Origin of the sequence: Pedobacter sp. (assembly GCF_045628745.1) — a bacterium.
GTDB lineage: Bacteria > Bacteroidota > Bacteroidia > Sphingobacteriales > Sphingobacteriaceae > Pedobacter.
On record NZ_JAZQPU010000469.1, the window covers coordinates 1 to 12,180 of the forward strand.

Here is a 12,180-nt window from a genome sequence, read left to right on the forward strand (position 1 = left end):
GCCTGAGGCTTATTGCTTTTAAAGTCTATCAATTCTAACAGCGGCAAGCCAAATGCGGCTGTTTTTCCTGTACCTGTTTGGGCCAAACCAACAAAATCATTAACGCCCTCTAACAGTACAGGAATACTTTGTTCCTGAATAGGTGTTGGATTTATGAAACCTAAATCCGTTACAGCATTAACAACGTCATCACTTATCCCCAATAATTTAAATGGGTTTGTCATGTATTATTTAATTAAGCCGCAAAGGTACTATTTTTTGTTTATAGTTTTTTGTTTGGGGCTGAAATAAAATACCGCAGACTTACAGTTACTTAACGTAAACGGTCTGCAGATTTGATCAATTGCTCATCATTTCTTATGCCGCGCATGGCCATAAAACAGAAAATAATAGTCAGGATTGGCATAAACGCCCCTGCATTGTAGGATGCACCATCCAGGCCGCCGGGAATTTTCTGTGCCGACTGGCTAATCCAGAAGCTCAAGCCTATGGTTAAAATGATAACCACATTACAAATCCTTTTCTGTAAAGTTCTGTTGTTGAAGGTAAAGATATTGAGAAATGCTATTAAAGCCAGGATGATGGTGCTGGCAAACAGGGGTAAAAAGCCTTCCACTCTCAAGGTGCCTGTTGCTGCTTTTTGATATAAACCGGTAACGAGTATCCAATATTCCGTGCCGTTATACATTTTGGTAACGACGGGAAGAAGCAATAACATCAACAAACTAATGCTTGCCAAAAAAAGCCAGATGGATTGTACTCTTTGTATCATATCAAGTGATTTATTTCAGCAAATATATTAAAAGGTGCAGACTAAGCAACGACAATTGTAAGAAGTAAAGCAAGAAAGATTAACTTTGCCATATTGATGACGCAGCGTTTTTTTATTGAACTGGCCTACAATGGTACGCCTTACCATGGCTGGCAAATACAGCCTAATGCGCTTACTGTGCAGGAATGCCTGGATAAGGCACTTACTATTTTTTTTAGACAGCCTGTGCTGACCCTTGGTTGTGGCAGAACCGACGCAGGGGTGCATGCCACCCAATTCTATGCTCATTTTGACCTAGAGTTCGAGACTGAAATGGCCGTAGAAAACAAGGTGAACAGCATTAATTCTTTGCTGCCTTATGAAATTGCCATTAAGCGGATTTTTAAAGTAGAACAAGATGCCCATGCGCGTTTTCATGCCGTGTCCAGAGCCTATGAATACCACCTTCATTTCCATAAAGATCCTTTTAAGCTCCACCGTTCGTGGTTATATAAAGCGACATTGGATGTGGAAGCGATGAATGCGGCTGCACAGGTGTTGATGACTTACACGGATTTTTCTTGTTTCAGCAAATCCAATACCCAGACTTTTACCAATAACTGTAAAATTACGGCTGCGCATTTCGAGGTAAAGCCTGATGGACTTGTTTTTACCATCCGCGCTGACCGCTTTTTGCGCAATATGGTAAGGGCAGTAGTCGGCACTTTAATTAGGGTGGGCAAAAAGGAAATAGACCTTTATGATTTGGCACAAATTATGGAGAGCAAGGACCGGAGTAAAGCTGGTCAGTCGGTGCCCGCCTGTGGTTTATATTTAGTAGCGGTAGATTATCCCTTTGTATAAAAATTATGTCTAAAATAACTGGAGATGTCTTTAATGTAAGCTTGCTAAAAAGGGTATTTCAATACGTAAAACCTTACCGTAGCATTTTTATCTGGTCGGTTGTCCTCACCATTTTACTGGCATTGCTTGCTCCTGTGCGTCCTTTTTTAATTAAGTATACCCTCGATCAGCATATCCTGAAAGGAAATTACGGCGGTTTGGTCAACATGACGCTGCTGATGCTCTTTTTACTGGTCTTGCAAAGCGTGGTGCAGTATACCCACACTTTACTGACCAATACCCTTGGGCAATCGGCCATCCGCGACCTGAGGATCAACGTTTTTAACCACATCACTAAACTTCGCTTAAAATATTTCGATAAAACACCCATAGGACAATTAATTACCCGTACGGTATCTGATCTGGAGACTATTTCTGATATATTTTCTGAGGGTCTGATTGTGATCATTGGCGATATTTTACAAGTGGCTGCAATTCTTGCAGTCATGTTTTATACCGACTGGGAGCTTACCATCGTGATTCTCTTGCCTATGCCACTGCTGATTATTGCCACCTCTGTTTTTCAGAAAGCCATAAAAGTAGCTTTTCAGCAAGTGCGTACGGAGGTTTCCAACCTCAACACTTTTTTGCAGGAGCATATTACCGGCATTTTCATCATCCAGTATTTTGCCAGGGAGAAGCAGGAATTCACGAAGTTTAAAAATATCAATTCCCGCTACCGCGATGCTAACATCCGTTCAAACTGGTACTATTCTATCTTTTTTCCCGTGGTGGAAATTATTTCTGCCATGTCTATGGGGCTGTTGGTGTGGTATGGTGCGAAAAGTATTTTGGCAAAGCCACTTGATGTTACCCCGGGAACTATTGCAGAATTCCTGATGTATATCAGCATGCTTTTTCGCCCTATCAGGGAACTTGCTGATAAATTCAATACCCTGCAAATGGGTATGGTAGGTGCCGAGCGTGTGTTTAAAGTATTGGACAACGATGAGATCACCGAAAATAAAGGGGTATATGCACCAGCAAAAATGAATGGGGCCATCTCTTTTAAAAACGTGTGGTTTGCCTATAACGACGAGAACTATGTGTTGAAAAACTTGTCGTTCGAAGTAGAAGCAGGTCATACCGTAGCCCTTGTAGGGGCAACAGGTGCCGGTAAATCTTCCATCATCAATATCCTGAACCGCTTTTATGAAACCCAAAAGGGCGAAATAAAGGTAGATGGCGTTTTGATTCAGGATTATGAATTAGGTTACCTGCGACAAAACATTGCCACGGTATTGCAGGATGTATTTTTGTTTTCCGACAGCATTTACCATAACATCACCCTCAACAACCCTTTAATTACGATGGAAGAGGTAGTAGATGCGGCCAAAAAAGTGGGTGCCCACGATTTTATTGAACGTTTGCCAGGAGGTTATAACTATAATGTAATGGAAAGAGGTTCAACGCTTTCTGCCGGTCAGGCGCAATTGATTTCTTTCATCAGGGCACTGGTTTATAACCCTTCTATTTTAGTTTTAGACGAGGCTACTTCGGCGGTGGATACGGAAACGGAAATGCTGATTCAAAGTGCTATCGACAATTTAATGAGTGGCCGTACCGCTATTGTCATTGCCCACCGCTTATCGACTATTCAAAAAGCCGACCAGATTATTGTGCTGGATAAGGGTGAAATCAAAGAAAAGGGCACTCACCAGGAGTTGCTGAAGCTCAATGGTTATTACAAAAAGCTATATGATTTACAGTTTAATTCAGTAGGTATTTCCAGTTAATTCTGTTTAAATGCCAGTTAAAATAGTGTTGCGGATAGCTTAAGTAAATAATCTCGTTATCATTTGACAATTCCTTTCAATTAACTTAGATTTGCAACAAAAAAATATAGATACATGAGTGTTTTAGTAAATAAAGATTCAAAAGTTATTGTTCAGGGTTTTACAGGAAATGAAGGTACTTATCACGCCTCTCAAATGATTGAATACGGAACAGACGTTGTAGGTGGTGTTACTCCAGGTAAAGGCGGCCAAATGCACTTAGACAGACCGGTATTTAATACAGTTAAGGACGCGGTTGATCAGGCTGGTGCCAATGTATCTATCATTTTTGTTCCGCCAGCTTTCGCTGCAGATGCCATTATGGAAGCTGCCGAAGCGGGAATTAAAGTAATTGTTTGTATCACTGAAGGTATCCCTACAAAGGATATGATTCAGGTAAAAGAATATATCTCTAGCAGAGACTGCCGTTTAATCGGTCCTAACTGTCCGGGTATCATCACTGCTGATGAGGCTAAAATTGGTATCATGCCAGGCTTTATCTTCAAAAAAGGTACTGTAGGTGTTGTTTCTAAATCAGGAACATTAACTTATGAAGCCGTTGACCAAGTGGTTAAAGCAGGTATGGGTATCACTACGGCTATTGGTATTGGTGGCGATCCAATTATTGGTACAACCACTAAAGAAGCGGTTGAATTGTTAATGAACGATCCGGAAACTGAAGGTATCATCATGATTGGTGAAATTGGTGGTGGTATGGAAGCTGAAGCTGCGCTTTGGATCAAAGAACATGGTACTAAACCTGTTGTTGGTTTCATCGCCGGACAAACTGCTCCTGCGGGACGTAGAATGGGTCATGCTGGTGCTATTGTTGGCGGTGCTGATGATACTGCTGCTGCTAAAATGAAAATTATGGCAGAGTGTGGTATCACCGTTGTGGAAAGTCCTGCTGAAATTGGTGAAGCTATGGCTGCATTATTGAAAAAATAAGGTTAATTAAATCGTAACCATTTGTGAAAAGGATGTCTGAAAAGACATCCTTTTTGCGTTTATAAACATTTGTGATAAGGCATATTGAATCCATCTCAGATTCATTCAGCGTCACACTAGAGGCTGTCCTTAATTTTACATTTCCCTGCAAACTTTATGTTCACGGATCTCGTATATTAGTGTACAAATTATTTTAATATAATGAGTAAAATTAGCAACAGCCTTTGGGTGATGTTAAGTGTTTTCTTTTTAACAAGTTTTACCGCTTGTGCGCAAAAAGAACAACGCGAGCAGCCGCCTGTTAAAAACGCAAAAAATATGGAGTGGAACAAATTAACTAAAGAAGAAGAAGACGTAATTGTACGTAAAGGTACAGAATATCCAGGCACGGGTGCCTTGTTAAATAACAAAGAAAAGGGAACTTATGTGTGTAAAAGATGTAATGCACCATTATATACTTCGGAGTCTAAATTTGAATCCCATTGTGGATGGCCAAGTTTCGATGACGAGATTAAAGGGGCCGTTTTAAGAGTAGATGATGCAGATGGTATGCGTACAGAAATTGTATGTGCCAATTGTAAAGCTCACCTTGGACACGTATTCCTGGGAGAAGGTTTTACCGCTAAAAACACACGTCATTGTGTAAATTCTATATCGATGAATTTTGTGCCTGCATCACAATAATACACAGGTTTTTAATCGAACTTGCAGCCCGCTGATATCCTCAGTGGGCTGTTTTTTTTGTTAACCGGTTAGTTTTCTTATCTTTGGTGTTTCACCAACTTAAGTTTATATGAAGTATTGTTTACTTTTAATGAGTATGTTCTTGTTCATACAGGTTCGTGCACACGAAGAAAAAACAGAAAAGGATACACCGAAAGTTCGTACGAAAACGGGTTTAGCCACCTATTACCACCGAAAATTTGAGGGTCGCAGAACCTCTAGTGGTAAAAAATACCGGGCTGAAAAATTAACTGCTGCACACCGCACACTTCCTTTTGGCACCATCGTTACCGTAACTAACCTCAGCAACGGTAAAACCATTGATGTGGAGATTAACGATAGAGGCCCCTTTACCAAAAGATATATCATAGATGTTTCTGAAAGCGCTGCAAAATATTTAGGCATTTTCGGAAAAGGCCATTCCAAGGTAGAAATCAGTTACGATCTCTCGGGCGTGTAATCTCTTTTTCGCAACTCCGTTGTTCTCAGAAAATTAAAAATATTACAGCCCTTTTTTCAAAATCAGCATTTTCAACTTACGTTAAACGGCAAGTTTAGCAGGTAATTTATATGTCACTTTCTTTTGTGATTGTGGATAAAATAAGAGTGTTGTTAACAACTTTGATGGGCAAACAGTAGGTGGTAATTTTATCTTTGTTATACAGAGAAAGGCAGATATTTTACAGGTATGCCACAGCTCAAAAATGAACTTTTTATTATCCATAAACTCTTTAAAATAAAATTATGCAGGAAGAAGAATTGCTATTAAGAGAAAATAAAGACCGTTTTGTTCTTTTACCAATTAAGTACCCGGAAATCTGGGAAATGTATAAAAAGAGTGAAGCTAGTTTTTGGACAGCTGAAGAAATTGACTTGTCTGACGACCAAAAGCATTGGGATAATTTAAATGATGGTGAGCGTCATTTTATCTCACATATTCTTGCCTTTTTCGCTGCCAGTGACGGGATTGTTAACGAAAACCTGGCCGTTAATTTTATGAGTGAAGTGCAGCTTCCAGAAGCGCGCTGTTTCTATGGTTTCCAGATTATGATGGAAAACATTCACTCTGAGACCTATGCCTTATTAATCGATACTTATATTAAAGATCCGGAAGAAAAAGACCGCTTGTTCCATGCCGTAGAAACTGTTCCTTGCGTGAAACGTAAAGCAGACTGGGCTTTACGCTGGATTGAAGGTGGTAGTTTTGCGGAACGCCTGGTTGCTTTTGCTGCCGTAGAAGGAATCTTCTTTAGCGGTAGTTTCTGCTCCATCTTCTGGTTGAAAAAACGTGGTTTAATGCCAGGGCTAACCTTTAGCAATGAGTTAATTTCCAGAGATGAAGGTATGCATTGCGAATTTGCCTGTCTGCTTTACAAAATGCTTGAGAATAAACTAAGTGAAGAAGTGGTGCAGGGAATCATTAAGGATGCTGTCGAAATAGAAAAAGAATTTGTTACTGATGCGCTACCGGTTGCTTTAATCGGCATGAACGCCAAATTGATGTCGCAATACATTGAATTTGTTGCCGACAGGTGGTTACAAGAATTGGGTTATTCAAAAATCTATCATGCAACAAACCCGTTCGATTTTATGGAAATGATTTCCTTACAAGGTAAAACCAATTTCTTTGAGAAACGTGTTGGTGATTATCAAAAAAGTGGGGTATTGACCTCATCGGAAGACAAAGCATCCGCTTTCTCTTTGGATGACGATTTTTAGTCAGTCAACACGTTATATAACTAATTAAAAAACTGGTGCCTTTAACCGGATAACCTTTAAAGGCATAAAAAATATATTAATACTATGTTTGTACTAAAAAGAGACGGCCGCAAAGAAGCGGTAAGATTCGATAAAATCACCGCCCGCATTGAAAAATTGTGCTATGGCTTTAACCCTGAATTGGTTGATCCGATTGATGTAGCTAAAAAGGTAATTGAAGGTTTGTATGATGGGGTAACCACCTCAGAGCTGGATAACCTTGCTGCAGAAACCGCCGCCTCTTTAACCACAAAACATCCTGATTATGCCTTGCTTGCATCGCGTATTGCGGTATCCAACCTGCATAAAAACACCACCAAGTCGTTTTCAAAAACGATGGAAATGTTGTACAACTACATCGACTCTAAAACTGGTAAATCGGCATCTTTAATTGCTGATGATGTTTGGGAAGTTATTAAAGCCAATGCAGATATTTTAGACAGTACCATTATTTACGATAGAGATTTCGGCTTTGATTACTTCGGTTTCAAAACCCTGGAGAAATCATATCTGTTAAAAATCGAAGGTCAGATTGTAGAACGTCCTCAGCACTTGTTTATGCGTGTGTCTGTAGGGATCCACAAAGAAGATATTGAAAGTGCTATTGCAACTTACAATTTGATGAGTGAGCGATGGTTTACCCATGCCACACCAACCTTGTTTAATGCGGCAACACCGAAGCCACAAATGTCTTCCTGCTTTTTATTAACCATGCAGGATGATAGCATTGAAGGGATCTATGATACTTTAAAACAAACGGCTAAAATTTCACAAAGTGCAGGAGGTATTGGCCTAAGTATCCACAACATCAGGGCAACAGGTTCTTATATTGGCGGAACCAATGGTACCAGCAATGGTATTGTACCCATGCTTAAAGTGTTTAATGACACGGCACGTTATGTAGATCAGGGTGGAGGTAAACGTAAAGGTGCTTTTGCCATTTACTTGGAGCCATGGCATGCTGATGTATTTGCATTTTTAGACCTGCGTAAAAACCATGGTAAGGAAGAAATGCGTGCACGTGACTTGTTCTACGCCTTATGGATTTGTGATTTATTCATGAAACGTGTGGAAGAAAATGGCGAATGGAGTTTATTCTGTCCTCATGAAGCACCAGGTTTAGCAGATTGTTTCGGTGCTGAGTTCGACGAGTTATACACCCGTTACGAGCGTGAAGGCCGTGCAAGAAAAACCATTAAAGCACAAGAGCTTTGGTTTGCTATCCTGGATTCGCAAATTGAAACCGGTACACCTTATTTATTGTATAAAGATGCCGCTAACAGCAAATCTAACCAGCAGAACCTTGGAACAATCAAAAGTTCTAACTTGTGTACAGAGATTATTGAATACACTGCAAAAGACGAAGTTGCCGTATGTAATCTAGCTTCTTTAGCTTTACCAAGATATGTAATCAATGGTGAGTTTGATCACCAGAAATTGTATGACGTTACTTACCAGGTAACTGTTAACCTGAACAAGATTATTGATCATAACTACTACCCGGTAGACGAGGCTAAAAACTCTAACATGCGTCACAGGCCAGTTGGTTTAGGCGTTCAGGGTTTAGCTGATGCTTTTATTTTACTGCGTCTTCCTTTTGAAAGTGATGAGGCGAAAAAATTAAACAAAGAGATCTTTGAAACGATCTATTTTGCTGCCATGAATGCGTCGCATGACTTGGCCGTGAAACATGGTCCATACCAAACTTTCGAAGGTTCACCTTTATCGAAAGGGCAGTTCCAGTTTGATCTTTGGAATGTTAAACCAGACAGCGGCCGTTGGGATTGGGAAACATTACGTGAAAAGGTAGTGAAAGATGGTGTGTATAACTCTTTATTAGTAGCACCAATGCCTACGGCTTCTACCTCACAAATTTTGGGTAACAACGAATGTTTTGAACCCTATACTTCTAACATTTATACCAGAAGGGTGTTAAGCGGGGAATTTGTTGTGGTAAACAAACACTTGTTAAAAGACCTTGTTGCCTTAGGATTGTGGAATACCGCAATGAAAGACAGAATCATTTTAGCGAATGGTTCAATCCAGCACATTGATGAGATTCCTGATTACATCAAAGACCTGTATAAAACAGTATGGGAAATTAAAATGCGTAGCATTATTGACATGGCTGCAGATCGCGGTGCTTACATTTGCCAGTCACAATCTCTTAACTTGTTTATCAATGCCCCAAATACGTCTAAACTGACTTCAATGCACTTCTATGCATGGAAGAAAGGACTAAAAACAGGTATGTACTACTTGCGTACACAAGCTGCTTCCCAGGCCGTGAAGTTCACCGTAGAAAATCAGGCTGGTAAAAATATGGAGCCTATTATTCCGGCGCATATTGAGGAAAGTGCAGAGGAAATTGTAGACGGTCCAGTTTGTTCAATGGAAGAAGGTTGCATTAGCTGCTCTGGCTAAGCCATTCTTAATAAAATTTAAAGGAGTAAGATTCGTTTCTTACTCCTTTTTTTATGCCTTACCTTTGACTTAATGGTAAAACATGAAATCATCTCCTGCGAACGTTGCCATACAAGGGTGGAGTGTAAGGCCAATGCATCGTTAAAGTGCCAGTGTAATGCTGTACAATTAAACCTGAATGAGGTGCAATACATCAGTGAGCTTTACGAGGGATGCCTATGTGCGGCCTGTTTACGGGATTTACAGCTCGAATACCAGGAAAGTATCTGATCGGCAAGCAATCGGCTGCAAACAAAAATTTTCTATTAACTTTGCGTTTCAAATATTCTGAACATGGCAAAAGTACAAGTTGGATTGGTACAGATGAGCTGTACCGCTAATAAACAAGAAAATTTAGATAAAGCAGTCGTTAAGATTCGCGAGATCGCTGCGCAAGGTGCACAGATAGTTTGCCTGCAGGAATTATTTACCTCCCTTTATTTTTGTGACGAAGAAGATTATACCAATTTTCAATTAGCAGAAGCCATTCCGGGCCCGTCTACCGACGTGCTTTCTAAAGTTGCTGCAGAACTTAATGTAGTTATTGTAGCCTCCTTATTTGAGAAACGTGCTGAAGGTTTATATCACAACACCACCGCTGTTTTAGACGCTGATGGAACTTATTTAGGGAAATACCGTAAAATGCACATCCCGGATGATCCTGGGTTCTATGAGAAATTCTATTTCACTCCTGGTGATTTAGGCTATAAAGTATTCAAAACAAAGTTTGCTAAAATAGGGGTATTGATTTGCTGGGATCAATGGTATCCGGAAGCTGCAAGGCTTACTGCATTAATGGGTGCCGACTTCTTGTTTTACCCTACCGCTATTGGCTGGGCTACTACACAGGATGAGGGAACCAATACCGAGCAGTATAATGCATGGCAGACTATACAACGATCACATGCTATTGCGAACGGTGTTCCTGTAGTAAGTGTAAATCGTGTAGGTGATGAAGCCGGCGTTACCTTTTGGGGTGGATCTTTTGTGTCAAATCCTTTTGGAACCATTTTATACCAGGCACCACATCTGGAAGAAGTATTAAAAGTAGTGGAACTCGACCTGTCTAAATCAGACAGCTACCGCACACACTGGCCTTTTTTACGCGACAGACGTATTGACAGTTATTCACAGATTACAAAAAGATATATTGATGACGAATCTATTTAAGGATACGCCTAAGCAGTTGGGTTACACCTTTCCTGCAGAGTGGGCTCCCCATGAAGCAACCTGGTTAAGCTGGCCACATAAAGAGGCATCATGGCCAGGTAAGCTGGAAACGATTTACAAACCTTACTGTGAGTTCATTAAGGTGGTTGCGGAAGGCGAAAAGGTTCGGATTAATGTAAATGACGCGGCCACAAAAGCTTTTGCTGAGGCAGAATTACAGAAAGTAGGTGCCGATCTGACAAACATTGAGTTTTATTTTAACCCAAGCAATGATGCCTGGTGTCGTGATCATGGTCCGGCATTTCTGCTTAATTCAGATCATACTAAAAAGGCGGTAATCGATTGGGGTTATAATGCATGGGGTGATAAATATCCCCCATACGACCTCGATGATGTCATTCCAACCAAAATTGCCGAACACTTTAAGTTGCCTTTATTTAATCCCGGCATCGTGATGGAAGGTGGTTCTGTAGAGTTTAATGGCGCAGGGACCATATTAACTACCACGGCTTGTCTGTTAAATGAAAACCGTAATCCCAATCTGAATAAAGCACAGATTGAGCAATATTTGATGGATTTTTATGGTGCAGAACAGGTGCTATGGTTAGGTGATGGCATTGTTGGCGACGACACCGACGGCCATATTGATGACATTACCCGTTTTGTAAATAAAAAAACGGTGCTTACCGTAGTAGAAAGCAATCCAGAGGATGAAAACTACTATATTTTGCAGGAGAATCTGGAACTGCTTAAAGCCATGCATTTACCTGATGGCGAAGCTTTAAACATTATAACGTTGCCTATGCCGTCGCCGGTGATCTTTGAAGATACCCGTTTGCCTGCATCCTATGCGAATTTTTACATCGCAAACCATGCCGTAGTGGTTCCTACATTTAGAGATGCCAACGATAGCATTGCGCTCGATATTATTCAGCAGGCATTTCCAGACCGAAAAGTTGTAGGAATCGATTCTACCGACATAATCTGGGGATTAGGCAGCTTCCATTGTTTAAGTCAGCAGGAACCAGCAATCCAACCCATTTTAACACCAGCTATATAAAATACCTCATACATGAAATTACTAGAAGGAAAAACCGCACTGATCACGGGTGCATCTAAAGGAATAGGCCGTAAAATAGCAGAGAAATTTGCTGAGCAGGGCGCTAATGTTGCTTTTACATATTTATCGTCAGTTGAAAAGGGCGAAGCCCTGGAGCAGGAATTGCAGGCTTATGGTACCAAAGTTAAAGGTTACCGTTCTGATGCTTCGAAATTTGACCAGGCAGAGCAATTAATCACAGCGATCGTAGCCGACTTCGGTACACTTGATATTGTAGTTAACAACGCTGGTATTACTAAGGATGGCCTTTTGATGCGCATGAGCGAAGAGAACTTTGATGATGTAATCAATGTGAACTTGAAATCTGTGTTTAATGTTACAAAAGCGGCATCAAAAATCATGATGAAAAACCGCAAAGGGGTATTTATCAACATGAGTTCTGTAGTAGGGGTTCAGGGTAATGCTGGTCAGACTAATTATGCCGCTTCTAAAGCAGGTATCATCGGTTTCTCTAAATCGGTAGCAAAGGAATTAGGCTCGCGTAATATTCGTGCTAACGTAGTTGCACCAGGATTTATCCGTACCGAAATGACTGACGTTCTTGATCCTAAAGTGGTACAGGGATGGGA

At 40.6% G+C, this 12,180-nt stretch carries 13 protein-coding genes; 11 read left to right on the forward strand and 2 right to left on the reverse strand.

Features of this window, described 5'->3' with window-relative positions; all coding sequences use genetic code 11:
• The coding region (locus ACR2F7_RS16780; RefSeq protein ID WP_432714692.1) for a DEAD/DEAH box helicase at positions 1-224 on the reverse strand (224 nt) is incomplete at its 3' end.
• Between the two features lie 89 nt (positions 225-313).
• Positions 314-772 carry a DUF4293 domain-containing protein gene (locus ACR2F7_RS16785; protein WP_432714693.1) on the reverse strand — a complete coding sequence of 153 codons (459 nt, stop codon included), beginning with the start codon at positions 770-772 and terminating at the stop codon, positions 314-316.
• A 96-nt stretch (positions 773-868) separates the two neighbouring features.
• Here ACR2F7_RS16785 and truA point away from each other — a divergent pair, with 96 nt between their 5' ends.
• The 11 genes from truA to ACR2F7_RS16840 form a co-directional block, all read left to right on the forward strand.
• Complete coding sequence (gene truA, locus ACR2F7_RS16790) at positions 869-1,615, forward strand: tRNA pseudouridine(38-40) synthase TruA (protein ID WP_432714694.1); 747 nt, start codon at positions 869-871, stop codon at positions 1,613-1,615.
• A gap of 5 nt (positions 1,616-1,620) precedes the next feature.
• Entirely contained in the window at positions 1,621-3,390 is a 1,770-nt protein-coding gene (locus ACR2F7_RS16795; RefSeq protein ID WP_432714695.1) for an ABC transporter ATP-binding protein, read from the forward strand.
• A 114-nt stretch (positions 3,391-3,504) separates the two neighbouring features.
• On the forward strand, positions 3,505-4,377 hold the full coding sequence (sucD, locus tag ACR2F7_RS16800; protein WP_432714696.1) for a succinate--CoA ligase subunit alpha: 873 nt from the start codon (positions 3,505-3,507) through the stop codon (positions 4,375-4,377).
• A 201-nt stretch (positions 4,378-4,578) separates the two neighbouring features.
• Positions 4,579-5,061 carry a methionine-R-sulfoxide reductase gene (locus tag ACR2F7_RS16805; RefSeq protein WP_432708271.1) on the forward strand — a complete coding sequence of 161 codons (483 nt, stop codon included), beginning with the start codon at positions 4,579-4,581 and terminating at the stop codon, positions 5,059-5,061.
• A 130-nt stretch (positions 5,062-5,191) separates the two neighbouring features.
• A complete protein-coding gene (locus ACR2F7_RS16810) occupies positions 5,192-5,560 on the forward strand; it encodes a septal ring lytic transglycosylase RlpA family protein (protein ID WP_432714697.1) in 369 nt (122 codons plus the stop codon).
• Between the two features lie 284 nt (positions 5,561-5,844).
• Entirely contained in the window at positions 5,845-6,819 is a 975-nt protein-coding gene (locus ACR2F7_RS16815; protein WP_432708273.1) for a ribonucleoside-diphosphate reductase small subunit, read from the forward strand.
• An 84-nt stretch (positions 6,820-6,903) separates the two neighbouring features.
• On the forward strand, positions 6,904-9,282 hold the full coding sequence (locus ACR2F7_RS16820; protein ID WP_432708274.1) for a ribonucleoside-diphosphate reductase subunit alpha: 2,379 nt from the start codon (positions 6,904-6,906) through the stop codon (positions 9,280-9,282).
• A 72-nt stretch (positions 9,283-9,354) separates the two neighbouring features.
• Positions 9,355-9,552 (forward strand): cysteine-rich CWC family protein, encoded by a 198-nt coding sequence (locus ACR2F7_RS16825; RefSeq protein WP_432708275.1) that lies wholly within the window; start codon positions 9,355-9,357, stop codon positions 9,550-9,552.
• Between the two features lie 63 nt (positions 9,553-9,615).
• The gene (locus ACR2F7_RS16830) at positions 9,616-10,491 is read left to right on the forward strand and encodes a carbon-nitrogen hydrolase (protein ID WP_432708276.1); all 876 of its coding nucleotides are present in this window, start codon (positions 9,616-9,618) and stop codon (positions 10,489-10,491) included.
• On the forward strand, positions 10,475-11,551 hold the full coding sequence (locus ACR2F7_RS16835; RefSeq protein WP_432714698.1) for an agmatine deiminase family protein: 1,077 nt from the start codon (positions 10,475-10,477) through the stop codon (positions 11,549-11,551). Before ACR2F7_RS16830 ends, ACR2F7_RS16835 begins: the two co-directional genes overlap by 17 nt.
• Positions 11,552-11,563: 12 nt before the next feature.
• Positions 11,564-12,180: SDR family NAD(P)-dependent oxidoreductase (locus ACR2F7_RS16840; protein ID WP_432714699.1), on the forward strand; the 617-nt coding region annotated here is incomplete at its 3' end.

Coding starts and splice junctions, on each gene's coding strand:
- ACR2F7_RS16835 (WP_432714698.1), top strand. CDS start 10,475: ATGACGAATCTATTTAAGGATACGCCTAAGCAGTTGGGTTACACCTTT.
- ACR2F7_RS16815 (WP_432708273.1), top strand. CDS start 5,845: ATGCAGGAAGAAGAATTGCTATTAAGAGAAAATAAAGACCGTTTTGTT.
- ACR2F7_RS16785 (WP_432714693.1), bottom strand. CDS start 772: ATGATACAAAGAGTACAATCCATCTGGCTTTTTTTGGCAAGCATTAGT.
- sucD (WP_432714696.1), top strand. CDS start 3,505: ATGAGTGTTTTAGTAAATAAAGATTCAAAAGTTATTGTTCAGGGTTTT.
- ACR2F7_RS16825 (WP_432708275.1), top strand. CDS start 9,355: ATGGTAAAACATGAAATCATCTCCTGCGAACGTTGCCATACAAGGGTG.
- ACR2F7_RS16810 (WP_432714697.1), top strand. CDS start 5,192: ATGAGTATGTTCTTGTTCATACAGGTTCGTGCACACGAAGAAAAAACA.
- ACR2F7_RS16830 (WP_432708276.1), top strand. CDS start 9,616: ATGGCAAAAGTACAAGTTGGATTGGTACAGATGAGCTGTACCGCTAAT.
- truA (WP_432714694.1), top strand. CDS start 869: ATGACGCAGCGTTTTTTTATTGAACTGGCCTACAATGGTACGCCTTAC.
- ACR2F7_RS16805 (WP_432708271.1), top strand. CDS start 4,579: ATGAGTAAAATTAGCAACAGCCTTTGGGTGATGTTAAGTGTTTTCTTT.
- ACR2F7_RS16795 (WP_432714695.1), top strand. CDS start 1,621: ATGTCTAAAATAACTGGAGATGTCTTTAATGTAAGCTTGCTAAAAAGG.
- ACR2F7_RS16820 (WP_432708274.1), top strand. CDS start 6,904: ATGTTTGTACTAAAAAGAGACGGCCGCAAAGAAGCGGTAAGATTCGAT.